The organism is Streptomyces sp. NPDC001222, from assembly GCF_042896945.1.
GTDB classification, from domain to species: Bacteria; Actinomycetota; Actinomycetes; order Streptomycetales; family Streptomycetaceae; genus Streptomyces; species Streptomyces gibsoniae.
The window spans coordinates 169,336-190,817 of sequence record NZ_JBIAXT010000005.1 but is presented as its reverse complement, the minus strand read 5'-3'; the positions used below and the strand labels follow the sequence as shown (position 1 = coordinate 190,817).

The following is a 21,482-nucleotide window of genomic DNA, read 5'->3' as shown; positions in this document are numbered from 1 at the left end:
GTTGCCTCACCGCGCCACGGTTGTCAGTGGGATGCGTCAGAATTGACTCAGGGCCAGCGCACGCGCCGGTGAGCCGTGGAGCCTCCGGCAGATCACATCGAGGGGCACGTATGTCCGGACTGATCGACACCACGGAGATGTATCTCCGCACCATCCTCGAGTTGGAGGAGGAAGGCGTGGTCCCCATGCGCGCCCGGATCGCCGAGCGGCTGGACCAGAGTGGCCCGACGGTCAGCCAGACGGTGGCGCGGATGGAGCGCGACGGTCTGGTCGGCATCGCGTCGGACCGACACCTGGAGCTGACGGACGAGGGCCGTCGGCTCGCCACCCGCGTGATGCGCAAGCACCGCCTGGCCGAGTGCCTGCTGGTCGACGTGATCGGGCTGGAGTGGGAGCAGGTGCACGCCGAGGCGTGCCGCTGGGAGCACGTGATGAGCGAGGCGGTGGAGCGCCGCGTCCTGGAGCTGCTGCGCCACCCCACCGAGTCGCCGTACGGAAACCCGATCCCGGGCCTGGAGGAGCTGGGCGAGAAGGACGGCGCGGACCCGTTCCTGGACGAGGGCATGGTGTCCCTGGCCGATCTCGATGCGGGCGCGGACGGCAAGACGGTGGTCGTGCGGCGCATCGGCGAGCCCATCCAGACGGACGCCCAGCTCATGTACACGCTGCGGCGGGCGGGCGTGCAGCCCGGCTCGGTGGTCAGCGTGACGGAGTCCGCGGGCGGCGTCCTGGTCGGCAGCGGCGGGGAGGCGGCCGAGCTCGCGGCCGACATCGCCTCCCATGTGTTCGTGGCCAAGCGCTGAGCCGTTCCGTTCGTCCGGCCGTACGGCGCCCACGCCCCCGTACGGCCGGGCGGGTACCCGTGCGCGCCACGTCCCGTCAACGCCTGTGACACGGGTGACCACGGTGGCGTTAACTCGATCCCGCGGCCCTCAAGATTCAATGTGCGGAATCGCAGCGCTTTGACCGTTCGCGTGCGAGGCTGTCGCATGAGGCATATGACCTGAGGGCTCTTGGCCGGTCGGCGACAGCGACGTCGCCTGGTCAGGGAGGGGGCGGGCGGATGTGCCACGGACATGGGGTGGGCCCCGGCGCCCTTGGGCGCCGGGGCCTGTCCTCCCCTGTTCTGACCCGGAGCCCCGAGCTCCCAGGGTCATCCCCCTCGGACCGGTTTTCCCCGAGCGGTCCGCCTCCCGCAGAAGATCTCCCCGCGCAGACGGCGACCAATCATGGCGGGGGGTCACTCGAAGGAGGGGTGTTGCCGCCGGAATCCGCATTTTCGAATAGCCATTCGATAGCGTGGGAGTGACGATCTCACCGGACCGCGCGCTGTGACCATCGGCACGGGGCCCGGCAGTACGGGACCAAGGCCGCTCCGGCACCGGACCGACGCCCGACGCACGGGGATGGCCCGCGACACCAGCGGCAGCAGGAGCAGCAGGACCACAGCGACAGCAGGACGAGCGTGGACCGACCGCGCGAAGCGGGGCGAGCGGTCCGAGCGGAGCAGGGGGGTGCCTGGAGGATGGTGCGGCGCATCGACGTGACCGGAGCGGGCGGCGTACGCCTCGCCGCATGGGAGTTCGCGGAGCCTCCCAAGACCGGGGAGACCGAGCACCCGCCCGGTGTGCTCTTACTGCACGGGCTCATGGGCCGGGCCTCGCACTGGGCGTCCACCGCCCGCCGGCTCTCCGAGCGGTATCGTGCAGTCGCGCTCGACCAGCGGGGCCACGGACAGAGCGACAAGCCGCCCGAGGGCGAGTACACCCGCGAGGACTACATCGACGACGCCGAGGCCGCCGTGGAACAGCTCGGCCTCGCCCCGGTCGTCCTCGTCGGCCACGCCATGGGCGCCCTGACCGCCTGGCAGCTCGCCGCCAAACGCCCCGACCTGGTCCGCGGCCTGGTCATCTGTGACATGCGGGCCTCCGCGCTCGGCGCCGCCTCACAGCGCGAGTGGGAGGACTGGTTCAAGTCCTGGCCCCTGCCCTTCGCCACGCTCGCCGACGTCCGCAAGTGGTTCGGCGAGGACGACCCCTGGGTGGAACGGCCCAATCCGGCCCGCGGCGCGTTCTACGCCGAGGTGATGGCCGAGTCGGCGGACGGCTGGCGGCCCGTCTTCGAACCCGAGCAGATGCTGAGGTCCCGCCGAACCTGGGTCTACGACGCGCACTGGGAGGAGCTGGCACAGGTCCAGTGCCCGGCCCTGGTCGTCCGGGGCCTGGACGGCGAACTGGGCCGGGCGGAGGCGCAGGAGATGGTGCGCGTCCTGCCGCACGGCCGGTACGCGGAGGTACCCGACGCGGGCCACCTCGTCCACTACGACCAGCCGGAGGCCTGGCGCGCGGCGATCGAACCGTTCCTCGACGGTCTGCCCACCCCCTGACCGCCCCCGGCCCTGCCCTACCCCTTGCCGACCGCCGCCAGGATCTCCGGCAGCCGCCGTGCCGTCCGGGGTGCCGCGAGACGCAGTCCGAGAAGGATGAGCAGCGCCCCGTAGACGGCGCCCACGGGCAGCAGCAGCCAGGTCCAGTCCGCCCCGCCCGACGTGACGTTCAGCCAGATCGTCGCCGCGATCACCGGCGAGGACAGCAGGGCCGCCGAGACCATGCCGCCGAGGATGGAGATCCAGGCCAGCCCCGCCTGCCCGGGGACCACGTTCTTGTAGCCCTCCTGCGGGATCGAGTACGGGAAGCCGGCCGAGGTCCAGGCGCCGGTCCCCAGCATCGCGCCGAGCAGGGCGAAGGACAGCCCGAGCACCTCGGGCAGCCTGTGCCAGGCGCCGAGCAGCGCGGTGGTGACGACGGTGACGAGGGCGGAGTACGGCACCGTGATCAGCAGCAGGGCCAGCGCCCGGCCGCGCAGTTCGGCGTAGGCGTCACGGGGCGAGGAGATCGTCATCGCGACCATCCAGAACGCGGAGGTGTCCTGGCCGAACTGGTTGTACATCTGGATGCCGAGCATCCCCGCCGCGAAGCAGGCGAAGTAGACGGTGCCGGTGCCCTGGAGGGCGTTGAAGACCGGCACGATCAGCCCGATCGCGAGCGAGGTCACCCACGCCGCCTTGGTCTTGGGGTCGCGCCACACATAGCGCAGGCTGCGCTCCATCACGGTGCCGGTGCGACCCGCGGGCAGCAGCCGGGACAGCCGTGTCGAGGCGCCTTCGCGGGGGCCCGGTTCGGCGGCCTGCAGTGTGGACCCGTCCGGCGAGGTCATCAGCTTCGTCAGACTGCGCGACCACAGGGCCCCCAGCCCCGCCACCGCGGCGGCGCTCAGCGCGAGCTGGGCGAGCCCGATGCCGTAGCAGCCCTTGCTCATCGAGTCCACCGCGCCGATCGCGGAGCCCGGCGGAATCCAGCGCAGCACGTCCGCGACCGGGTTCAGCTGGGTGAGTCCGCCCGGACCGAGCCGCTGCGCGCCGAAGTTCACGAGCTGGGCGCCGACGGCGACGACGAGCCCGCTCAGGACGGCCAGATCACGGCCCTTGCGGCTGGTCAGCAGCCGGATGTTGGCGGCGGCCACGGCCCGGGCGAGCGCCACGCACACCAGCAGCGCGAGCACGACGGCGACGACGGCGGTGGCGTAGGCGGCCGCCCCGTGCGCCACGGACACCACCGAACCGGCGAACAGGCACAGGGAGAACAGGGGCCCGATGCCGACCAGGGACGCCACCAGCAGGGCCCGTATGAGCGGCTGCGGGCGCAGCGGCAGCATCACCAGACGGGTCGGGTCCAGCGTCTCGTCCCCGCTGGGGAAGAACAGCGGCATCACGGCCCAGCCCAGCGCCAGGATCATGGCCAGCAGCACGGCGACGGTGGCGGCGTGCGTCGAGCCGCGCAGGGCGATCAGGCCGATCAGCTGCAGGGCGGCGAACAGCAGCACCACGACGACGGTCGTGACGTACGCGGCCCGCCGCCCGGCGGACTGCCGCAGCCCGTTGCGCAGCAGGGACAGCTTGAGTCGTACCAGGGTGGGAGTGAGACCGGGGGCGCTCATCGGGCGCCGCCGCCGAGCCAGTCGAGATCGGCACCGGTGTTCTGGGCGCGCGCACCGACCAGTTCGAGGAACGCCTGCTGGAGCGTGGGCGCGCTGCCCCGGACGTCGGCGAGCGGGCCGTGCGCGCGGATGCGCCCGGCGGCCATGACCGCGACCCAGTCGCACAGCGACTCGACCAGCTCCATCACGTGGGAGGAGAAGACGACGGTGGCGCCGGAGCCGGTGTACCGCTCCAGGACGCCGCGGATGGTCTGTGCGGAGACCGGGTCCACGCCCTCGAACGGCTCGTCCAGAAAGAGCACTTCGGGATTGTGGAGAAGGGCGCAGGCGAGCCCGATCTTCTTGCGCATACCGGTCGAGTAGTCGACGACCAGCTTGTGCTGGGCCCCGGCCAGGTCGAGGACGTCGAGGAGCTGGGTGGCCCGCTTGTCGACCTCGGCGCCGGGCAGCCCCCGCAACCTGCCGGTGTAAGCGAGGAGTTCACGGCCGGAGAGCCGTTCGAAGAGGCGCAGGCCCTCGGGCAGGACGCCGATGCGGGCCTTGACCGCGACCGGGTCGCGCCACACGTCGCGCCCGACGATCTCGACGGTCCCCTGATCGGGCCGCAGCAGCCCGGTGACCATGGACAGGGTGGTGGTCTTGCCGGCGCCGTTCGGCCCGACGAGCCCGATGAACCGCCCCGCGGGCAGCTCCAGATCGATCCCGGCGACGGCGATCTGTTCCCCGTACCTCTTCCAGAGCCCCTGCACCCGTACGGCGGCCATGGCCGCCCCTGTTCCCTCGGTCATAGGAGCACCATACGGGGGGCGGTCGCGCCCCCCGTAGGCACGGGACGGTCATCGCCGCCGGACGGCTAGTGCCTCGGCAGGTGACGTTCGCGCGACGGGGCGAACGCTGCCTGCCGGGGCAATACAACTAGGGCCTGTCGTCAGACTCCCGCCTGCTCCGCGACGCCATGTACGCTCCCCGACGCTGGCTTCGCTCGCGCGGGCGGGCCCCCTCCGCCGCATCGGGCGAAACGCCACGTACCTCCAGTACGAGGGCTTCCGCCCGGCACTCCCCCGAGCTCTTCGAGCAGGGGGGTGCCCCCAGAGCACGCATCTGACGCCGCGGGGCCGCCCTTCGGGCGACGACGCGAGTTCGACGACAGGCCCTAGCGGTCCCGTCCGCAGGCGTACGCCAGCGGGGAGATCAGCTCCTCGGCGTCCGGCAGCCACCTGTTCGCGGGCGTCGGTCGGCAGGCCCACTGCACGGCGCCCCGCGACCCGTACCGGGTGGGCGGCGCGGCCACGTAACCGCCCTCGCCGAGGGTGGCCAGATCGAGGGAGGCCGGCGACCAGCCCAGGTTCCGCACCAGGTCGGGGACCTTCGCCGCGGCCCCGGGGAGGACGAAGAACCGCATGCGCCGGTCCGGCGCCAGCGTCACCGGCCCGAGGGTCAGCTCCATCCGCTCCATGCGCGCGAGGGCGAGGAAGCCGGCCGTCTCCGGGACCTCGATGGCGTCGAACGTGCGCCCGGTGGGCAGCAGGATGGACGCGGTGGGCCGGGTGGACCACATCCGCCGCACGGCCGTCGCGCTGCCGGTCGCCTGCGTCGCCCAGTCGTCGCCCGCCGGATGCGCGCCCGGCGTGGGGCAGGAGGGCTGATCGCAGGAGCAGCGGTGCATCCCCTCCACGGCCTCCAGCCAGGTGCCCGGGAACACGTCCCAGTGGCGCTCCTCGGCGTAACGAACCGCGGCTTCCAGGAGTGAGTCGCCGCGCTGCTTGGGGATGTGGGCAGCTTCAGGGCCCGCGATGGTCTCTTCCACGATGAACTCAACTCTAGCCGTCACCGGGGGTTACGCCCGCCTACCGCGAGCCATCTCCCGCCCGGGGAACGGTTTTTGGGCATGCACTTTTTATCCGGTTTTGTCCCACATGCGCCGGGGAGGAGCACCGTTTCCGCGACCGGGGCGCATGGATGCACGGGTGGGGGCGCGCAAGAGGATCGGCAGCGGGGGCGGGGTATCCACGTGGGGGGCACGGCACCAGTCTTTACCCCGGCAATCCTCGCATGTCTCGCATCAGAGGCATGTCCGCTGGGCATCGATCTTCAAGGCCGGATCTTTTCGGTGCACGAAAAGGGTGTTCCCGGTGGTCCGGCCGCAGAAGACACGTCAACTCGGTGCGTGAGCAGGCACCGCACCCACAGGGGGTACGCCATGGCCGCAAGGCCACTCGTCGCGCGACAGCCGAACGAACGGCTGCAGGCACTCATTCAGGAAGCGGGCTGCTCGAACGCGGGGCTCGCCCGCCGGGTCAACATGTGCGGCGCCGAACACGGCCTCGATCTGCGCTACGACAAGACGTCGGTGGCCCGTTGGCTGCGCGGACAGCAGCCGAGGGGCCGGGCCCCGGCGATCATCGCCGAGGCGCTCGGCCGCAAGCTGGGCCGCACGGTCACGATCGACGAGATCGGCATGGCCAACGGCAAGAACCTCGCGTCCGGCGTGGGCCTTCAGTTCTCGCCGACCGTGCTCGGCGCCATCGAGCAGGTCTGCGAGCTGTGGCGCAGCGACGTCGGCCGCCGGGACTTCCTGTCCGGCTCGTCGGTCGCCGCGTCGGCGCTGGTCGAGCCGAGCCGGGACTGGCTGATCTCCGCGCCGGACGCGCAGGTCGCACGGTCGGCCGGGCCACGGGTGGGCCCGTCGGACGTGGCCGCGGTGCGCGCGACCACCCAGGCGCTGGTCCAACTTGACCACCAGTACGGCAGCGGCCATGTGCGCCCGGTCGTCGTGCACTACCTCAACAGCGTCGTCTCGGGACTGCTGGCCGGCTCCTACCGGGAGGCCGTGGGACGCGATCTGTTCGCCGCGGTCGCCCGGCTGACCGAACTCGCCGGATACATGGCCGTCGACACGGGGCAGCCCGGACTCGCCCAGCGCTACTACATCCAGGCGCTGCGGCTCGCCCAGGCGGCGGGCGACCGCGGATACGGCGGCTATGTACTGGCCGCCTCCATGAGCCATCTCGCCGCGCAGCTCGGAAGCCCGCGTGAGATCGCGCAGTTGGCGCGCGCCGCCCAGGAGGGGGCACGCGGGCGGGTCACTCCGCGCGCGGAGGCGATGTTCCATGCCGCCGAGGCGCGGGGGCACGCGCTGATGGGCGATGTCCGCGCCACCCAGCTCGCGGCGGGGCGCGCGGTCACGGCGCTGGAGGCGGCCGACGCGGCGTCCGGGGACGACCCGGCGTGGATCGCCCACTTCGACCACGCGTATCTGGCGGACGAACTGGCGCACTGCCACCGGGATCTGGGGCAGGCCGAGGCGGCGGCCCGGCGCGCGGAGGAGTCCCTCGCCGGGCACCCCGAGTCCCGGGCCCGGCGCCGGGCGATCGGCTATGTGCTGCTCGCCACGGCCCAGGTGCAGCAGCGGGAGGTGGAACAGGCCTGCCACACGGGCCTGAAGGCCGTGGAACTGCTCGGCGCCCTCAGGTCCAACCGCGGCGCCGAGTATCTGGAGGACCTCCAGCAGCGGCTGGAGCCGTTCCAGGACGAGGCGGTGGTGCGGGAGTTCGGGGCGCGGATGGATCTGGCGGCCGCGGCGTAGGCCTTCGGCCGGGAGCCGGTGGCGGTCCCGGCGCGGGGCCTGCGGCGGTCCCGTCTCGGGGCCTGCGGCGATCCCGGCGCGGGGCCCGTGAAGATCCCGGTGTGCGGGCCCGTGGAGATCCCGGTGTGCGGGCCCGTGGAGATCCCGGTGTGCGGGCCCGTGGAGATCCCGGTGTGCGGGCCCGTGGAGATCCCGGTGTGCGGGCCCCGGCCGGTGACGGATCACGCCTTTCGCCGTGCGCGGGAGAACCGGCCGTGGATCATGCCTCCCGCCGTGGCCGGGGCCCCGGCCGTGAGGTGAGGTGAACGCACCGTGAACGGAGGGCCTCGCCGCCCCGCCCCTCCCCGGTGGTTTGTGACCGCTCGCGTGGTTCCCCCGCTCTCGGGGGGCCGCTCCACCCGTGCTGCGTGGCACCCGGCTCCGGGGACCCGGTAGCGTGAGCCGACGATTCCGTAGGTTCCCCCGATCGTAGGAGTCCCGGTGACGCAGAGTGGACAGGGCGAGGAGCCCTCGGCGCGGCCCGCGCGCGAAGGCATCGTGCTGCCCTCCGACGGCGGCGAGCCCCTGCTGCCGGGCATGACGGGCGGGGCGAACGGTGCCACGGTCCCGGCGGGCGGCCACCACGCCGCCCCCGCCCCCGACGGCCGCACCACCCCGGCGGGCGGCCAGAGCTGGGGCCAGCCGTGGGGCCCGGGGCAGCAGCCGGCCCAGACGCCCCCCGCCCAGGGCTGGGGCGCCGACGCCGGGCAGTCCTGGGGCGCACAGCAGCCCGCCCAGCAGTCGTGGGAGCAGCCCGCCGACCCCCGCTCCGCCTGGGGCGACGTCCCCGGACCGCGGCAGGGCGGCGCCGGGCCGCTGCCGCCCGAGGGCGCGCCGTCCCCGTACGGCACGAACGGGCAGCCCGCGGCGCACGGCGTACCGCAGCTGCCGCACTCCGCGCCCCTGCCGGCCCCGATGGACGAGGGCGCCACGCAGTACATCCCCCCGGTGACCGGCGCGCCCGACGAGGGCGCGACGCAGTACATCCCGCCCGTCGCCGCCGAGGGAGCCACCCAGTTCATCCCGCCGGTCACGGGAGCCCTGCCGCCGGAGCAGCCGAGGGACGACGCCACACGGTTCCTCGGGCGGGGTGGGGCCATGCCCCCCGCCGGTGCCGACGCGCAGGCCACGCAGTACCTCCCGCCCGTGCCCGGACAGCCGGGCCCGGCGTCCTACGGCGCCCCGGCGGGCGGCGCCGGGCAGCCGCCGGCGGTGTTCGACAACCTCTTCCGGGCCGGCCCGGGCGGCGCCGAGTCCACCCAGAACCTGCCGCGGTTCGACACGCCGGACGCCCCGGGTGCGCCCCAGGACTGGGCGGCCGGCCGGCGCGGCGACGACGGGGGCGCAACCCGTACCCGGTCGCGCGTCCCGCTCATCGCGGCCGTCGGCGTGGGCATCGTCGTCCTCGGCATCGGGGCGGGCGCCCTGCTCGGCGGGGGTGGCGACAAGGGCGACCGCAGCACGTCCGTCGCGGCGACCGGACCGGCCACGGACTCCTCGTCCTCCTCGTCGGGCGGCGGCGACGCGGCCAAGGCGCAGGCCGTCGCGCTCGACAAGCTCCTCGCGGACAGCGGCAACAGCCGTGGCGCGGTGATCAAGGCGGTGGCCGACGTCAAGGGCTGCCAGAACCTCGACCAGGCAGGCTCCGATCTGCGTGACGCGGCGAAGCAGCGCAACGACCTGGTCGCCCGGCTGTCCGGGCTCGCGGTCGACAAGCTTCCCGCGCACGGCGAGCTGACCGCCGCGCTCACCAGTGCCTGGAAGGCGTCCGCCGCGGCCGACACCCACTACGCCGCCTGGGCCGACCAGGTCTCGGCCGACAAGAAGGGATGCCACAAGGGGCAGGCCCGCACCACCGGCCAGACCGCGCAGGGCAACCGGGCCAGCGGCACGGCCAGCGCCCAGAAGGCCAGGGCCGCCAACCTGTGGAACGCCATCGCCCAGAAGTACGGCCTGACCCAGCGCCAGCCGACCCAGCTGTAGAACGCCGTGAGGTGCACCCCCACCGGCCGCGCACGCGGACCGGGGTGGTGCACCTCACGTCTGTCTGCTGTACGGCCTCACGGCCCGCAGAGCCGTACACGCCGCCCGCTCACCTGCGCGGACCTGGCGCCGCCGGCTGTGGACACGGCTCACTCGCTGGTCGCGTTCTCCAGAGTCTTGCCCACGTTCACGAAGCCCTTGCGCGCCCCCACCAGCCGTCCGTCGTGGACGACCTGCAAGGTCACGTCCGAGTTGATCAGGCGCGGGAAGTCGACGACCGCCGTCAGGTCCTGGAAGCGCCACCGCAGGGTCGGCGTGAGACCGCCCGTGTCCACCTTCAGGCCGTTGTCTAGGGCCGAGCGGATCCCCTGCGCGGTGATCTCGCCGTTGCCGAGCGACTCGATGACCTTCGTCAGGACGGCGTACGCGATCCATGTGGTCTGCACCCCGGCGTCCGCCGGGTCGATGCGGTTGTCGCCGAAGGCCTCCTCGCTGATCACCTTCTTCATCGGGTCCCAGCGCGCGTCCGTGGCCTCCGGGTACCAGCTGGTGACATAGGCGCCCTCGTACGGGCCCGACTTTCCGCCCGACGCGTCGATCACCGACTGGTCGACACTGCCGAGCACGGAGGCCGTGCGCACCGCCGGGTGGCTGTCGCTCAGGCGGCGGAAGGAGTCCATGAACGTGCCGGTGCGCTCGTCGAGCGAGGGCACCACGCACCCCTTGAGCTGCGGATTCGAGGTCGCCTTCTGCAGTGCGTGCTCTGCCTGCTGGTCGAGGGCGGTGGCGTCCTCGGGGGCGCGCAGGTCCGTGGCCTCCGCGTGGCCGCCCGCCTTCAGCCCGGCGTCGAGCAGCAGCGGAAGCTGGTCGCCGGCGATGGTGTCGGGCCGTACCAGTGCGACGGGACCGCAGCTCTTGCCCAGTTCCTCGCCGAGTCCGGCCAGCAGCGCGGGCTGACCGCCGTTGACGGGGTAGGAGAGGACGCTCTTGAACTCGTCGTCGGTGAGTCCGTAGCCGCCGATGTAGGGGATGCCGGCCGACTCCAGCGGGGAGAGGGAGGAGGACGCGTACTGGCTGTAGGAGCCGACGACCGCGACGGCCTTGTCCTTGACCGCGGTGCGGGCGCATCGCGCGGCGCCCACGAAGTCGTTGTGTTCGTTGCAGGTCAGGACGTTGAGCTTGTGGCCGGCGATGCCGCCGTGCGCGTTGACGTAGCGCGCGTACGCCTTCGCCATCGCGGGCATGCCCGGCTTGTTGGTCGCAGAGGTCTTGTCCGGTGCCCAGGTCATGACGGTCACGGTGCCGTCCCCGGAGCCCCCCGAGGTGCCGGGAATGGCACCGCACGCGGTGGCGATCGACCCGACCGCCACCAGGGCGCCCGCGTTGAGCAGGACCGTCCTGACGCGGGTGGTCGCCTTTTTACGGCCGGAATCCTGACTGCGGGGGCTGGTGGAGGAGGAGCTGGAGTGTCGCCTGCCGGTCATAGACCCGCACGATTCCGCCACACAACTAACCGGCGAGTGACCTCCGGTTAGCGCTAGGTGTCATGGAGGTGAATTACGGGGTCTGATGATCCGGATTTCACAAGGAACGTACGATCGGTGACCGTGCAAGGTTCAGAGAGCTCTTCCCGTCGTGGCCGTCGCTCATCCACCATGGGCGGTATGCCCCTCAACGACATGCCGTGGTGGCGCTGGCGCAGCAATGTGCGCTCCGCGCTGCACATGCTCTCCGACCCGGTGTTCCAGCGGGACGTCTGGCTGACCGGTGTCGAGGGATACGGCGACGTCACCGACGCCGTGTACCGCCTGGTCGAGGACACCTGGCTGGACAACTGGTCGGCCGAGAAGTACGTCGGCACGATCTTCCGCGACTCACAGGAGGCGGCGCTCGTGGACACCGCCGTGCTGCGGGTGCTGCGGATCATGCACCAGGTCGGGCCGGACGCGCCGGTGGACGCCTACCTCAACCACCAGGCGTGGCCGGAGGCGGTGCGGGCGGCACGAGACGCGCATGTGCGGCTCGCGGCCAGCGACGGCGAGGACCCTGACACGCCCCCGCGCACGCTGGAGGTACTGCGGATCATGACCCGGACGGCGTAGGCGTCCGGCGGGCCGTCCGGGTGGCGGGACGGCCCTCCTCGCGGGTCCCCGGTCATGAGACCCTGGCCTGCATGAGTGAGCAGACCTCCCGAGCCGCGGCCACCGCCGACCAGTACGTCCTCACCCTTTCCTGCCCGGACAAGCAGGGCATCGTGCACGCCGTGTCGAGCTTTCTCTTCATGACCGGCTGCAACATCGTGGACAGCCAGCAGTTCGGCGACCACGACACGGAACTGTTCTTCATGCGGGTCCACTTCTCGGCCGAGGCTCCGGTCATGGTGGACAAGCTGCGCGCGAGCTTCGCGGCGATCGGTGACTCCTTCCAGATGGACTGGCGGATCAACCGGGCCGACGAGAAGATGCGCGTCATCCTCATGGTCAGCAAGTTCGGCCACTGCCTGAACGACCTGCTCTTCCGCGCCCGGACCGGGGCGCTGCCGGTGGAGATAGCGGCCGTGGTCTCGAACCACACCGACTTCGCCGAGCTCGTGGCCTCGTACAACATTCCCTTCCACCACATCCCTGTGACGAAGGACACCAAGTCGGAGGCCGAGGCCCAGGTGCTGGAGCTGGTCCGTGAGCTCGACGTCGAGCTGGTGGTCCTGGCCCGCTACATGCAGGTGCTCTCCGACGACCTGTGCAAGCAGCTCAGCGGCCGGATCATCAACATCCATCACTCGTTCCTGCCGAGCTTCAAGGGCGCGAAGCCGTATCACCAGGCCCACGCGCGCGGGGTGAAGCTGATCGGCGCGACCGCGCACTACGTGACGGCCGACCTCGACGAGGGACCGATCATCGAGCAGGAGGTCGAGCGGGTCGGTCACGGCATGACCCCGGACCAGCTGGTCGCGATCGGCCGCGACGTGGAGTGCCAGGCGCTGGCGCGCGCGGTCAAGTGGCACGCCGAACGCCGGATCCTGCCGAACGGCCGGCGCACGGTGGTCTTCGCGTAGGACACCGCCCGGATCCGGTACGCCGCCCGCACCCGGGCTCACGGACGCGACCGCGGCCGACCCGCATCCGATCCTCAGCCGACGTGCTTCCGACTCGTGGACGCGACCGCGTCCGGCCTACATCCGGCTCAGTGACGCGGTCGCGAAGAGCACGTCCCTGATCGCCTCCCGGTCGCCCAGCTGCCCCGCGGCCGCCTCCTCGGGCGGCACATGGCCCGCGGCCAGCCGGCAGAACTCCACCCCGTCGAGCGCGACGTGCGCCACCTCGTGCTCGGCGGAGGCGACCGCACCGGGGGAGTCGAGGGCGATCAGCCACTCGCCGCCGCCCGAGCCCTCGATCTCCAGCCGCAGACTGCGCCCGGGCCGGCCCGCCGGGACCAGATGCCGGGTGCGGGCGGGCGAGGCCAGCCCGGCCCGCCGCCGTGCCGCGAGCACGTCGGGGAGCGTCCGCGCCGCCAGGTCGATCATCCGGTTCAGATGGCGCGGCGCCGGCGGCTCGTACGGGTAGTCGACGGCGTCCGCGATGTCCTCCGCGTGCACCCAGCACTCGAAGGCCCGGTCCAGCATCGCGTCGTGCAGCGGCAGTTCGAACCCGCCGTAGTCCACCGCGAGTCTCCCGGTCCCGCCGGTGAAGGACACCGTCCGCACCAGATCGCGGCTCTGCTCCCGCCAGGGGGAGCGCACGGACCGGGTCGGCGGGAAGTGGGCATCCCGCCAGTACGCCTCCGTGCGCCCTCGCGGTGTGGGGGACTGGGCCGCGGCCGTGCCCGTGAGCGGGTCGTCGAGCCCCAGCGCCATCGCCACGAGTCCGTCGACGGAGAGCAGATGGGCGATCACCCCGGCGACGGTCGTACGACGACTCGCCGGTCCCGTCCCGTCGAACCACCGCAGCCGCACGGGCGCGTGCCACTCGGCGTCGCCTATGTCCTGGAGCAGGGCGTCCAGGCGCGCGGCCTCCGCGTCGTACGGGTCGGCCCAGTCCGGTACCGGGATGCGGGGCGGGCGCCGGTCCAGGCAGGTCTCCAGCACCCGGGTGCGCAGACCCGGATCGAGATCGAGGCTCTCCGGGCGGTGCAGCAGCCCCACCGCCTCGCGCAGCCGCCGGGCCTCGTCCGCGCAGGGGCCGCAGTCCCCGAGGTGCGCCTCCACGGCCGCCGCCTCCTCCGCCGGACAGGCGGCGAGCGCCCAGGCCCCGAGCAGCGCCTTCAGCACCCGGTGTTCGAGCACGGGCGGCTCCTCGGCCGCCGCGAGGGCCGCCTCCTCGACGCCCTCCACCCCGGTCATCACGCGGCACCCGGTTCGTCGGGGGCGCCCGAGGGCTCCGTCTCGTAGGCCGTGGAGAGCAGCTGGAGGCCGAGGCGGAGGCGGCGCCGGGCCTCGTCCGCGGTGATGCCGAGGTCGGCGGCGGTCTGGCGGTAGTCCCGGCGCTGGAAGTAGGCGCGCTCCAGGGCGGCGCGCAGCGGTACCGGCATGGCGGTGACGATGTAGTCCGCGCGGGCCGCGACCGCGGCGCGGTGCACCTTGCGCTCCAGCTCCTCGGGGGTGGTCCGGCCGTCCGGGGCGAGCGCGGCGGTCTCGGTGGCGCGCAGCCGCCGCACGGCGAGCCGGTGGGTGAGCAGGGCGATCCAGGAGCGCAGTGGGCTCCGCCTCGGGTCGTACTCCTCGGGGTGCTCCCAGAGGTGGGCGAACACCTGCCGGGTGATGGCGTCGGCCGCCGCCTCGTCCCCGAGCACCCGGTGGGCGAGCCCGTGGACCAGTGAGGCGAACCGGTCATAGCACTCGCCGAGCGCGGCCGCCTCGCCGCGGGCGAGCCGTTGCTGCATCCTGCGGTCCCAGCGGGGTGGTGCATCCTTCTTCGTCATCGTCACGCCGCCCTCCCCTCCGGTCGTGCCCGGCGCCCGTTCCGGTCCAGCCTGTGACCCCTGTCTCCTCGAATGTAGTCGGCACGTCGGACAACGCACGCCCCTTTACGGCAATGTGCGCCCCTTGACGAGCCGCAGGTGATAGGGGCGAGCCGCACGGGACCGGCGCTTCGGGCGGCCGTCCGTGCGAGGGTCTCTCCGATCGGACCTGAACGAACAAGACTGTTACCGATCGGATTGGCTCATCTAGTACGCGCTTTCGATCAATAGTCCGGTGTTTCATGGAGGGGCGTTGGGGCAGCCGCGCTGAAGGAAGCGTAGGAATGACTTCCGTTTTTTGTCGGGACGCAAGGGTGCGGGAGGCGCGGCGGTGACGCTCAAGGTGACCTACGGGGAGCGCGGCGAGTGGGCCGTGCTCCATGTCGAGGGTGAACTGGACCTGGTGACGTCGCCGGTGCTGCGTCAGCGGGTGCATGACGCGGTGGCGGACGGCCGGCACCGTGTCGTCCTCGATCTGGCGGATGTCGTCTTCTGCGACTCCAGCGGCGTCGGTGTGCTCATCGCCACCCGCCGGCTGATCCGCTCCTGCCGTGGCGGGCTCAGACTGATCCTGCCCGGGCCCAGCGCGGTGGAGGGCGCGCACGTCAACCGGGTCCTCGCCGCGCTCGGCGTGCGCCGCCTCTTCGACGTCTACGCTGATGTGGTCTCGGCCACCGACGAGGAGTCACGCCCCCTGTCAGCGTGAGCCCCGCGCACCCCCTTTCCCGTGAGCCTCGCGCGCCTGCCACGGGCTTCCCGCGCCCGTCCGCGTGAACCCCTCACACCCACCCGTGTGACCCCCCACGCGCGCCCGTGTCACCCCCGTGCGCCCCGTCCATGACCCCTGCGCTCCGCCCGTATGCCTCCAGCTCCTCCCCCGCGACGCGCCCGGCGTACCCCCGTCAACGGAACACTCCAGGACAGCCACACTGTTGTCCCGGAATTCCTGCGGTCTTGGTACAAGCGTCGTTTTCCGTCTCCCCCCGCGCCTCCGGCGTCGTACGCTCCGTCCGAGACGCACCCCGACTCATGTAAGGCGGCCCGAGAACACCATGGTCAGCACCGAGTACGAGCGCAGGATCGCCGCCCGGTTCGCCACCTTCGACCAGGACGGCAACGGCTACATCGACCGGGAGGACTTCAGCGCCGCGGCCAAGGCGGTCCTCGCCGAGTTCGGCACCGCGGCCAGATCCGAGCAGGGGCAGGCCCTGTACGCCGGGGGCGAGGCGTTCTGGCAGGGCATGGCCGGCATAGCGGACCGGGACGGCGACCAGCGCATCACCCGCGAGGAGTTCGTGGGCGGCGCGGTCAAGCGGCTGCGCGACAACCCCGAGCGGTTCGCGGAGATCGCCCGCCCCTTCCTGCACGCGGCGCTCGCCGTCGCGGACGGTGACCACGACGGGCGGGCCACGGTGCAGGAGACCGTGCGCGTCCTCAAGGCGCTCGGCGTGGGCGAGGAGATCGCCCGGGCGGCCGCCGCGGCGCTCGACGCCGACGGTGACGGCAAGGTCGGCGAGACGGAGGTCGTGACCGCGGTCGCGCGCTACTTCACCGTGCCGGAGTAGCGCTCCCGCAGCCGGTACTTGAGCACCTTACGCAGGGTGTCGTTCCGCGGCAGGGCGTCCACCACCTCCAGCCGCTCCGGCAGCTTGTGCACCGACAGTCCCTCGGCGCGCAGATACGAGACGACCGCGTCCAAGGTCAACTCCTGTGCGCCGGGCTGCTGTTCCACCACCGCGCAGACCCGCTCGCCGCAGTCCCGGTCGGGCAGCCCGATCACCGCGACGTCCCGCACCGCGGGGTGCCCGTGGAGCAGGTTCTCGATCTCCTTGGCCGAGATGTTCTCGCCCTTGCGGATGATGACGTCCTTCAGGCGCCCGGTCAGCACCAGGTGCCCGCTGTCGGTGAGGTGCCCGAGGTCACCGGTGACGAAGAACCCCTCCTCGTCGAAGGCCTCCGCCGTGCCTGCCGGGTCCAGATACCCCTGGCAGACGGCCTCTCCCCGCAGCCGCACCTCCCCGTCGACGATCCGAATCTCCATCCCCTCGGGCGGCCGTCCCTCGGTCGTCGCCAGGTGCCGCGCCTCGTCGTCCGGCCGTCCCATGGTGATCATGGGCACCTCGGTCATGCCGTAGCCGTGGGCGAGCTGCACCCCCATCTCCCGGACCACCTGGTGGTACAGCTCGGGAGGCTTGGGCGCCCCGCCGCCCGCCAGCAGCCGCAGCGTCGGGATCAGCCGTACCCCCGGCCGCCTGCGCTGCTCGGCGAGGAACATCGAGTAGAAGGCGGTGGACCCGCCGGCCACCGTCACCCCGTGCCTGCGGTACTCCTCCAGCGCGTCCGGCAGCGCGAACTGCTCGAACAGCACCGCCGGGAAGCCGTACAGCAGCAGCATCACCGTGTAGTCGGGGCCGCCGATGTGCGCGTACGGGAAGGCGATCGAGCCCACGTCGTGCTCGGACAGCCGCAGTGCGTGCGCGAGGCAGGCCCCGCCCGCGATGAGCGAACGGTCCGTGTGCAGGACGCCCTTGGGGTCGGAGGTCGTCCCGGAGGTCCAGTAGATCCAGCGGACCGAGGTGCCCTCGGCGGGCGGGGGAGGCAGCACGGCCGGGTCCCCGTCGGGCAGGTCCCCCTCGTCGTACGCCCGGAAGACGCCCCGCGCGCCGAGCCGCCGCGCCATCGCCGTGTGGTCGTAGCCCCGCCAGACGCCCGGCACCGCGAAGAACTCCGCCCGCGCCCGGCCGAGCGCGAAGCCGACCTCGCGCTCCCGGTAGAAGGGGATGACGGGTGTCTGGACGGCCCCGAGACGGGCCAGCGCGAAGGACAGCAGGGCCGTCTCGATGCGGGTGGGCAGCTGCCAGGCGACCACGGTTCCGGGGCGCACGCCCATGCCGTGGAGCCCGGCGGCCACCCGCTCGGCCCGCCCGCACAGCTCGCCGAAGCTCAGCGAACGGTCCCCCTGGAGCAGCACGGGGCGGTCGGGGGTGAGGGCGGCGCGCCGGGCGGCCAGTTCCCAGAGCGTCCGGGACCTGCCCAGTGCGTGCGCGATCGCGTTCACATCGACCCCCTTGAGCTGACGGTCAGTCAGATAGTGCGCAGAGCGTAGGACCGGCCGCCTTGCCGGTCCAGGGGTGCGGGGCTAATCTGCTGCCTGTCTGACTATCCGTCAGATCCGTGGCGCCAGGGGAGGGGACCCGCACCCATGACGAACCCGGCCCACCCGGACCGCTAGTGGAACTCGCCCACTCGCCCGAGGAGGAGGAGTTCCGGGCCCGGCTGCGCGCCTGGCTGGCCGAGGTGCTGCCGGCCCTGCCCCCGAAGCCGTCCCCCGACGACTGGCCGGCCCGGCGCGCCTACGACCTCGGCTGGCAGCGGATGCTCCACGACGCCGGATACGCGGGCCTGCACTGGCCCGTGGACGCGGGCGGGCGGGGCGCCACCCCCACCCAGCATCTGATCTTCCTGGAGGAGACGGAGAAGGCGGGCGCCCCCTACGTCGGCGCCAACTTCGTCGGACTGCTGCACGCCGGACCGACGATCGCCGCCGAGGGCACCCCCGAGCAGCGCGCCCGCTGGCTGCCGCCCGTGCTGCGCGGCGAGGAGGTGTGGTGCCAGGGGTTCAGCGAACCCGAGGCCGGTTCCGACCTGGCTTCGCTGCGCACGCGCGCGTGGCGGGACGGCGACACCTATGTGGTGAGCGGGTCCAAGATCTGGACCTCCCACGCCGAAGTGGCCGACTGGTGCGAGCTGCTGGTCCGTACGGATCCCGCGGCCCCGAGACACCGGGGCATCACCTGGCTCGCGCTGCCCATGGACGCACCGGGCGTCACCGTACGGCCGCTGCGGACGCTCGCGGGGTCGAACGAGTTCGCCGAGGTGTTCCTCGACGAGGTGCGGGTGCCGGTGGCCAACCGGGTCGGCGCCGAGAACGACGGCTGGCGCGTGACCATGGTGACGCTCTCCTTCGAACGCGGCACGGCGTTCGTCGGGGAGGTGGTGGCCTGCCGCCGGGTGCTGCGCGAACTCGCCCGTGCCGCACACGACAGCGGCCGCTGGGACGACGTCACGCTCCGTCGCCGACTGGGCCGGCTGAACGCGGAGTTCCGTGCCCTGTGGCGGCTCACGCAGTGGAACGTGAGCGAGGCGGAGCGGACCGGGGGAGTGCCGGGCGTCGGCGGCTCGGTCTTCAAACTGCGGTACTCGCACGCGCGCCAGGAACTCTTCGACACCGCCGCCGACGTACTGGGCGCCGGTTCCCTGGACATCGGCCACCCCTGGGTCCTGGACCGGCTGTCCTCGCTGTCGTACACGATCGCGGCCGGCACCTCGCAGATCCAGCAGAACATCGTGGCCGAACGCATCCTGGGGCTGCCGAAGGGGCGGTGACCGACCATGCGCTTCCAACTGACCGACGACCAGCAGGCGTTGCGCGCGGGCGTGCGCGCGCTGCTGGCGGGCCGCTTCGGCCGGGACGCGCTGCGCGCCGCCGTCGCGCGACCCGGGGTGCTCGACCGCGCGCTCTGGCGCGCGCTGGGCGAGGCGGGCCTGTTCGCGCTCCGGCTGCCGGAGGCGGCGGGCGGGGTCGGACTGGGGCTGCCCGAGGCGGTCCTCGCCTTCGAGGAGGCGGGCCGGGCGCTGCTGCCGGGCCCGCTGGTGGCCACGCATCTCGCGGCGGGTGAGGTGCCGGGCGCGGCGAGCGGCGAGACGGTGGTCACGGACGTGTCCGGCGGCCTGGTGGAGTGGCTGGCCGGGGCGGACGTCGTCCGGGGGGACGCGACGGGTGCCGTACCGGTCCGCTCAGTGGACCCGCTGACCCCCCTGCACCGGGTGGAGCGGCCCCGGGGCGCGGCCCCCGTGCCCGGCGGGCCGGACCCCGTGGCCGTCCTCCTCACCGCCGCCGAGCAACTGGGCGGCGCCGCCCGGACCTGCGAGCTGGCGGTGGAGCACGCGCGGACCCGGGAGCAGTTCGGGCGGCCCATCGGCGCCTTCCAGGCGGTCCAGGGGCTGTGCGCGCGGAGCCTGGTGCGGGTGGAGACGGCCCGGGCGGCGGTGTACGCCGCCGCCGTCACCGCCGACCCCCTCGACATCGCCGCGGCCCGGCTGCTCGCCGACGAGGCAGCGGTCCGCGGCGCGCGTGACTGCCTCCAGGTCCACGGCGGTATGGGTTTCACATGGGAGGCCGAGGTGCATCTGTTCCTGAAGCGGTCCTGGGTACGGACCCACCGTACGGGTGACGATACGCAGAGTTATGACATCCTTGCGGATGATCTGCTCTCCGAGGCGGTCTGACCCCCTCTGTCCAGGCATTCTTCGGGATGAGCCCCCGTAGATGTCGCGGATTGTGGCAATCCGGAATTACGGAGCGTTGATACCGGGTTGTGTCCTACGCGTGACTTGTCACGGGCTGGAGTCGGTACGGGGCTCCGGTACCTTGTGTGGGATGCGAGTGGTTCCGAGCATGAGCCTTACCGGTGCGGCCCCTGTGGCGGCGCCGGATCCGGCGATGCGTGCCGCTCGCGGGGCGGTGCGGGCCCCCGTATTCGCCTGTTCGACTCCCCGTGGCAAGCGTCGCACAGTATGGCGTACGCGTACTCCTTCGCGCTGGAATATGCCCGAAGCGCTTGTTGGGGTGACTGTACGTCAACCATGCTGTCGTGCAAGGGAATCACGGTGTGTGATCCTGGTTCCTGCCATGCAGACGATGACCACGATCGTGGCGCTCGCGAGGCGCGAGGCGATGTGTCCGCCGGTTCGGATGGTGTGAGCGGTGCAGGTGCTTCAAGTGCAGCTGGAGATCCGGCCCGACCCCGCGGAGGTGGGGCGAGCCCGGAGATGGGCACGGTCCCGGCTCGCCGGGTCGGGGATAGGCGCGGAGGAGCCGCTCGCCGAGACCTTGATCCTGCTCGTCTCCGAACTGGTCACCAACGCCGTGGTGCACACCGGCTGTCCCGCCGTGCTGCGCCTGCTGCTGACGGGTGTCCGCGACGACTCCTCCGGCGTTCCGTCGGGCACCGTCCGTCTTGAGGTTGCCGACACCAGTGCCTGCCCGCCGGTGCCCCGGCACGCGCGAGGCGACGAGTGCGGCGGCCGCGGGCTGGAACTGGTCGACGGCCTCGCCGACCGCTGGGGCTGGGACCCGGAGGGTGCGGGCAAGCGCATCTGGTGCGAGGTGGACCGCTGTACCGCCGGGGTGGCCGGCCGGATCGCGGCCCGCGCGAGCGAGACGGCCCTCGCCGACCTCGCGTTCGGCGTGGTCTAGCGGAATCCGCGCACACGCGCTCGGTCGCCGGGGCGTGCCCCGGCCGTCCGTGGCGCGGGCGTACGCGCCCGGTGCACGGCCGCACCCCGGCCGGGGTGGAACGGCGTTCGGATGCGCCGGGGTGTGCTTCCGTACGCGCTGTCAGGAAAAGGGCGTAAGTGAGGAATCCCCGAGCGGCTGTTGACGCCACGTGTCCGGGTGATCACGCTGGATTCCAGCGATGCGCCGCGAGGGGACGGCGAGGGTCACGGTGACGGGGTCCTCGGCGAGTGCGGATCGCGATTCGGCGTCGGCTCCTCACGGGGCCGGACGGTCCGTCGGAGACCGTCCGAGGAGCGGGGCAGGTGCGCCGGAACCGGATGGCGGTGCGCGGTGCCGCGCTCGGGGCGAGCAGGGGCGTGCCGCCATCCGAACCGCCTCCCCGTACCGCCCTTTCTCCCCGCATCAACCCGGCGGCGTCCCCTAGCGCGTGTCATCAGACTCCCGCCTGCCCTGCGACGCCATGCACGCTCCTCCACGCTCGGCTTCGCTCGCCCGGTGCGGCGGTGCCCCCTCCGCCGCACCGGGGCGAAATCCCGCGTACATCCAGTACGAGGGCTTCCGCCCGGCACCCCCCCCGAGCTCTTCGAGCAGGGGGTGCCCCCAGAGCACGCACCTGATGCC

General features: G+C 72.6%; 18 protein-coding genes. 11 read left to right on the top strand and 7 right to left on the bottom strand.

Going from position 1 to position 21,482, the window contains the following annotated elements:
* The first annotated feature begins 110 nt into the window (after nucleotides 1-110).
* The gene (locus ACFY2Z_RS10025) at nucleotides 111-803 is read left to right on the top strand and encodes a metal-dependent transcriptional regulator (RefSeq protein ID WP_390743688.1); all 693 of its coding nucleotides are present in this window, start codon (nucleotides 111-113) and stop codon (nucleotides 801-803) included.
* 722 nt (nucleotides 804-1,525) lie between these two features.
* On the top strand, nucleotides 1,526-2,386 hold the full coding sequence (locus tag ACFY2Z_RS10020; protein WP_390743687.1) for an alpha/beta fold hydrolase: 861 nt from the start codon (nucleotides 1,526-1,528) through the stop codon (nucleotides 2,384-2,386).
* A gap of 17 nt (nucleotides 2,387-2,403) precedes the next feature.
* Here the strand turns inward: ACFY2Z_RS10020 and ACFY2Z_RS10015 are convergent, their stop codons facing one another.
* From ACFY2Z_RS10015 to ACFY2Z_RS10005, 3 genes are all read right to left on the bottom strand, one after another.
* Nucleotides 2,404-3,996 carry a transporter gene (locus ACFY2Z_RS10015; protein WP_390743686.1) on the bottom strand — a complete coding sequence of 531 codons (1,593 nt, stop codon included), beginning with the start codon at nucleotides 3,994-3,996 and terminating at the stop codon, nucleotides 2,404-2,406.
* Nucleotides 3,993-4,784, bottom strand: coding sequence for an ABC transporter ATP-binding protein (locus ACFY2Z_RS10010; protein ID WP_390743685.1), 792 nt, complete (start codon nucleotides 4,782-4,784; stop codon nucleotides 3,993-3,995). Before ACFY2Z_RS10010 ends, ACFY2Z_RS10015 begins: the two co-directional genes overlap by 4 nt.
* 365 nt (nucleotides 4,785-5,149) lie before the next feature.
* Nucleotides 5,150-5,803 carry a bifunctional DNA primase/polymerase gene (locus ACFY2Z_RS10005; RefSeq protein ID WP_390743684.1) on the bottom strand — a complete coding sequence of 218 codons (654 nt, stop codon included), beginning with the start codon at nucleotides 5,801-5,803 and terminating at the stop codon, nucleotides 5,150-5,152.
* A gap of 393 nt (nucleotides 5,804-6,196) precedes the next feature.
* Between ACFY2Z_RS10005 and ACFY2Z_RS10000 the strand changes: the two genes are divergently transcribed.
* On the top strand, nucleotides 6,197-7,582 hold the full coding sequence (locus ACFY2Z_RS10000; protein ID WP_390743683.1) for a transcriptional regulator: 1,386 nt from the start codon (nucleotides 6,197-6,199) through the stop codon (nucleotides 7,580-7,582).
* A 480-nt stretch (nucleotides 7,583-8,062) separates the two neighbouring features.
* Nucleotides 8,063-9,604, top strand: a complete 1,542-nt coding sequence (locus ACFY2Z_RS09995; protein ID WP_390743682.1) for a hypothetical protein — start codon at nucleotides 8,063-8,065, stop codon at nucleotides 9,602-9,604.
* Between the two features lie 149 nt (nucleotides 9,605-9,753).
* Here the strand turns inward: ACFY2Z_RS09995 and ACFY2Z_RS09990 are convergent, their stop codons facing one another.
* Nucleotides 9,754-11,088 carry an ABC transporter substrate-binding protein gene (locus tag ACFY2Z_RS09990; protein WP_390743681.1) on the bottom strand — a complete coding sequence of 445 codons (1,335 nt, stop codon included), beginning with the start codon at nucleotides 11,086-11,088 and terminating at the stop codon, nucleotides 9,754-9,756.
* A 117-nt stretch (nucleotides 11,089-11,205) separates the two neighbouring features.
* Between ACFY2Z_RS09990 and ACFY2Z_RS09985 the strand changes: the two genes are divergently transcribed.
* Together ACFY2Z_RS09985 and purU are read left to right on the top strand one after the other, a co-directional pair.
* Nucleotides 11,206-11,706, top strand: a complete 501-nt coding sequence (locus tag ACFY2Z_RS09985; RefSeq protein ID WP_390743680.1) for a hypothetical protein — start codon at nucleotides 11,206-11,208, stop codon at nucleotides 11,704-11,706.
* Between the two features lie 71 nt (nucleotides 11,707-11,777).
* Nucleotides 11,778-12,659 carry a formyltetrahydrofolate deformylase gene (gene purU / locus ACFY2Z_RS09980; RefSeq protein ID WP_390743679.1) on the top strand — a complete coding sequence of 294 codons (882 nt, stop codon included), beginning with the start codon at nucleotides 11,778-11,780 and terminating at the stop codon, nucleotides 12,657-12,659.
* A gap of 117 nt (nucleotides 12,660-12,776) precedes the next feature.
* Here purU and ACFY2Z_RS09975 read toward each other — a convergent pair whose 3' ends face one another.
* Nucleotides 12,777-13,943 (bottom strand): maleylpyruvate isomerase N-terminal domain-containing protein, encoded by a 1,167-nt coding sequence (locus ACFY2Z_RS09975; RefSeq protein ID WP_390743678.1) that lies wholly within the window; start codon nucleotides 13,941-13,943, stop codon nucleotides 12,777-12,779.
* On the bottom strand, nucleotides 13,943-14,521 hold the full coding sequence (locus ACFY2Z_RS09970; protein ID WP_390743677.1) for a sigma-70 family RNA polymerase sigma factor: 579 nt from the start codon (nucleotides 14,519-14,521) through the stop codon (nucleotides 13,943-13,945). Before ACFY2Z_RS09970 ends, ACFY2Z_RS09975 begins: the two co-directional genes overlap by 1 nt.
* Before the next feature lie 370 nt (nucleotides 14,522-14,891).
* Between ACFY2Z_RS09970 and ACFY2Z_RS09965 the strand changes: the two genes are divergently transcribed.
* On the top strand, nucleotides 14,892-15,266 hold the full coding sequence (locus tag ACFY2Z_RS09965; protein WP_390743676.1) for an STAS domain-containing protein: 375 nt from the start codon (nucleotides 14,892-14,894) through the stop codon (nucleotides 15,264-15,266).
* A 346-nt stretch (nucleotides 15,267-15,612) separates the two neighbouring features.
* Nucleotides 15,613-16,125: an EF-hand domain-containing protein gene (locus ACFY2Z_RS09960; protein ID WP_390743675.1), complete on the top strand. Its 513-nt coding sequence runs from the start codon at nucleotides 15,613-15,615 to the stop codon at nucleotides 16,123-16,125.
* On the opposite strand, the gene ACFY2Z_RS09955 is transcribed toward ACFY2Z_RS09960, so the two are convergent.
* Nucleotides 16,104-17,618: a class I adenylate-forming enzyme family protein gene (locus tag ACFY2Z_RS09955; RefSeq protein WP_390743674.1), complete on the bottom strand. Its 1,515-nt coding sequence runs from the start codon at nucleotides 17,616-17,618 to the stop codon at nucleotides 16,104-16,106. The genes ACFY2Z_RS09960 and ACFY2Z_RS09955 overlap by 22 nt on opposite strands.
* A 173-nt stretch (nucleotides 17,619-17,791) precedes the next feature.
* On the opposite strand from ACFY2Z_RS09955, the gene ACFY2Z_RS09950 reads away from it, so the two are divergent.
* The 3 genes from ACFY2Z_RS09950 to ACFY2Z_RS09940 all read left to right on the top strand — a co-directional run bounded on the left by ACFY2Z_RS09950 (nucleotide 17,792) and on the right by ACFY2Z_RS09940 (nucleotide 20,819).
* Nucleotides 17,792-18,946 carry an acyl-CoA dehydrogenase gene (locus ACFY2Z_RS09950; RefSeq protein WP_390743673.1) on the top strand — a complete coding sequence of 385 codons (1,155 nt, stop codon included), beginning with the start codon at nucleotides 17,792-17,794 and terminating at the stop codon, nucleotides 18,944-18,946.
* Between the two features lie 6 nt (nucleotides 18,947-18,952).
* The gene (locus ACFY2Z_RS09945; protein WP_390743672.1) at nucleotides 18,953-19,849 is read left to right on the top strand and encodes an acyl-CoA dehydrogenase family protein; all 897 of its coding nucleotides are present in this window, start codon (nucleotides 18,953-18,955) and stop codon (nucleotides 19,847-19,849) included.
* A 478-nt stretch (nucleotides 19,850-20,327) separates the two neighbouring features.
* On the top strand, nucleotides 20,328-20,819 hold the full coding sequence (locus ACFY2Z_RS09940) for an ATP-binding protein (RefSeq protein ID WP_390743671.1): 492 nt from the start codon (nucleotides 20,328-20,330) through the stop codon (nucleotides 20,817-20,819).
* Nucleotides 20,820-21,482: the final 663 nt, after the last annotated feature.